The 3608-nt window shown below is 38.4% G+C and carries 3 protein-coding genes; all 3 read left to right on the top strand.

The genetic code is table 11. The features are described 5' to 3' along the window. Window positions 1-2523, top strand: a 2523-nt coding sequence (locus tag AC220I_RS20010) for a 3'-5' exonuclease (RefSeq protein WP_486725632.1), incomplete at its 5' end; no start/stop codon positions are given. A gap of 9 nt (window positions 2524-2532) precedes the next feature. Then, window positions 2533-3339 carry a 3'(2'),5'-bisphosphate nucleotidase CysQ gene (cysQ, locus tag AC220I_RS20005; protein WP_486725631.1) on the top strand — a complete coding sequence of 269 codons (807 nt, stop codon included), beginning with the start codon at window positions 2533-2535 and terminating at the stop codon, window positions 3337-3339. A gap of 18 nt (window positions 3340-3357) precedes the next feature. Then, on the top strand, window positions 3358-3608 hold a 251-nt coding region (locus tag AC220I_RS20000; RefSeq protein ID WP_486725630.1), incomplete at its 3' end, for a cob(I)yrinic acid a,c-diamide adenosyltransferase.

The following is a 3608-nucleotide window of genomic DNA, read 5'->3' as shown; positions in this document are numbered from 1 at the left end:
GAAGTCTTTATGGCCTTAAAGAACTCTAAAAATGTTCTGGATTTTAATGATTTAGAGCACTATGCCATTAAAATCTTAGAAGATGACGTTATAGCGGAGACCTATCAGTCACAGTTTGAATTTCTCTTTGTGGATGAATATCAGGACGCAAGCAGTATTCAAGAGACGATCTTAAGGCGCATCAAGGGGGTTAACAATCTTTTTATGGTGGGGGACGTCAAGCAGAGTATTTATAAGTTCAGACTGGCAGAGCCAGCCCTGTTTTTAGAAAAATTCAAGACTTTTTCCCAGTATGATCAAGTACTCGAAAAATATGACGTCGAAACCGTTTATGAGCTAAACGAGAAGTTACAAGGACCACAGCAAATTAGGATTGATTTAAAAAAGAATTTTAGAACACGAACTGAAATTTTAGATGAAGTAAATACGCTTTTTTCAAATATGATGTCTGAAAGACTTGGTGAAATCAACTATGATGCTTCAGCCCATCTTGTGGGAGGCGCCTCCTTTGATGAAGCCCATGGACCATCTGTTTCCCTTAAGGTCATTTCCAAGAAGGCCATGGGAAGTGAATGGAATGAGAATATGAGTGATGGGGACTTGGCACTTGATGATGAATCAAATGATGATTTGGATGACCTTTCCCTGGGCAACTTAAAAACGGATGAAATAGAAGCGAGAACCATTGCAAGACAGATCAAGGCAATCATTGGTAAACCTGTCTTTTTCCCAAAGGAACAAGTTTGGAGACCATGTCGTTTTAAAGATATTGTCATCTTGATCAGGAGCTTTAGGTCCTGGCAAGAGACTTTTGATAGCGTCTTTGCAGAAGAGGGGGTCCCTTTTTATGCTGAGAGCAACGCTGGGTATTTTGATACTTTGGAAATAAGATTAATGATGGACTATCTGAAAATACTGGATAATCCATATCAAGATCTTTCAATTATGTCTGTTTTAAGATCACCAATGTATCGTTTTACCATTGACGAGCTTATATTCATTAGAAACCACTACCAGAGTGAGGTCTACTTCTACGATCAATTGAAGCTTGCTACGAGCCATGATGCCATAAGTGAAGCGCTTAGAAATAAGATTAACTTATTTTTGACCCAACTAGAGACAATTCGCAAATTTGCTTCCTATAATCCAATAGATGAACTCATTTTGAAGATTTTAAAGGATACACAATTTTTAAATTATGTGAGTGTAATGCCAGGAGGTGTTTCAAGACAAGCTAATTTAAAACTGCTCATTGAACGCGCAACACAATTTAAAAATTCCAAGATCGTAAGCTTGACCTTGTTTGTTCAATTTTATGAGCAATTATCAAAGACCAGTGGTGACATGGGCGTAGCCAGTAGTATTGGAGAAGCTGATGACGTGGTGAGACTCATGAGTATTCATAAGTCAAAGGGATTGGAGTTCCCAGTAGTTATGGTTGCTGGTCTGGGGCGAAAGTTCAACCTCATGGATACGCATGGGGACTTGATCATGCACAAGCATATCGGTATGGGCCTATCCTATGTTGATGTTGAAATGAGGGCAAAATCAACGTCATGGGTGCAGTATTTATTAAAGGAGCAATTAAAATTAGAAACCCTGTCTGAGGAGATGCGCGTTCTATATGTAGCATTGACTAGACCCGTGGATCAACTTTATCTATTTGCTACTATTCCAGATGCTGAAAAGAGAATTGCCAAATGGCAACGTGGCTGCTCTTATTACAACTTATTAACAGCAGGTGGTTTTATAGATTGGATTATGAGTGTTAATCCTGAAAAATGTGAAATCATAGACCCCGCAACTTTGATGGCATTAGAGGCATCTGAGGCCTTATCCAATGAAAAATCAAAGGAAAGATGGTCTTTGACCTTTGAAACGGCACCTGTTGATTCACCAGTTTATCACGTACTTAACAAGGCTATACCAAGACTTAATCAATCTTATAAGCCTCAAAAAATTGCAGTATCAGATTTGAAAAAGAAAGATGAACGCTTTAAGGCACCCGTTATGACACAAACACCTAAATTTTTAATGGGAGAGGTTGAACTCACCCCTGCAGAAAAGGGAACTGCAATGCACAAAGTGCTGGAAAAGCTCGATTTGGCACAAGAGTATACCTTGGAAAATCTTGATGTCTTTATAAAATCACTTGTGACAGCACGATTTTTAACAGAGCAAGAAGCAAAAGGGATTGAAATTCCAAAAATAAGCCAATTTTTAAAGTCAGAATTGGGTATAAGAATTAGACAAGAAAGACATTTTAAAGAAACGCCCTTTGTCATAAAAGTTGAGGACCAACTGATACAGGGGATTATAGATCTTTATCTTGAAACCGATCAAGGCCTTGTGCTGATTGATTATAAGACCGATTATGTGGCAGAAAGTGATTTGCAAAATGTTGCAAATCGTTATAAAATACAACTTGACGCCTATGAAATGGCACTTGAATCAATTCTTAATAAACCTGTAGTTGAAAAGGTGATTGTTTTTCTTAATCACAACCTGGTATATAAATTTTAGGATGGGCTTATGGAATATAAAATAGAATTAGAAGCAGCTCTTGAAGCCGCTGAAAAAGCTGGAAACAAAATACTCGAGATTTATGCAAAAAATTTTGAGGTATGTTATAAGGCAGATGAGTCACCTGTTACTGAAGCTGATATTGCATCTAATACGATTATTGAGTCTGTTCTCAAGGCACACTTTCCTCAAGATGGATTTTTAACAGAAGAGGCAATTGATGACGATTCAAGATTTACTCAAAAGAGATTTTGGATTATTGATCCCTTGGATGGGACCAAGGAGTTCGTCAAAAAAAATGGTGAGTTTGCAGTGAATATTGGCCTTGTTCAGGATGGCAAAATACTGGTTGGAGTCGTTTATATTCCCTGTACAAAGACCATGTTCTATGGTGTCAGCGGACAGGGGGCCTATCAAATCAAAGATGGTCAAACCACACGTATACACGTTTCAGACCGCACAAGCTCATATCGCTTGTTAATCAGTCGATCGCATCCGTCTAAGAGAACCTTGAGCTTATTGTATGCTTACAATGACCAAATTGACTCCATCACCAAGATGGGGAGTTCTTTGAAGGGCTGTCTTATAGCGAATGGAAGCTTTGACGTCTATTACAATTTTGGTAGGTCTATGAAATGGGACACTTGTGCTGTGGAATGCATCGTTAAGGAAGCGGGTGGCATATTTTTAAGACTAGATGATCAACCCATTGATTATATGGAAAAAGATAAAGTCAATTATGGCTTTTACATCATCAACAAGTCGGCGAACAAGGTAGATGTTGAACATCTTAAGACGTTGACTCATCATAAATAGCAGTCGATGGAGGCAATGATGGATAAAGGTTATATTCACGTTTATACAGGTGATGGCAAGGGAAAAACCACAGCAGCATTTGGTGTGGCAATCAGAACTGCCTTGCAGGGAAAACAGGTTTTCATAGGTCAATTCATAAAGGGTATGAAGTATTCAGAAACAGAAATTTCTAGCGTGTTGCCACAAATAGAAATTGAACAATTGGGCGAAACTTGTTTTATTGAGAAAGTACCTAAGCAAGAAGACATTGATATGGCTGTGGAAGGCCT

The organism is Fusibacter sp. (assembly GCF_057447755.1).
The sequence above is the reverse complement of the archived record's forward strand: the minus strand, read 5'-3'. Positions and strand labels throughout refer to the sequence as shown.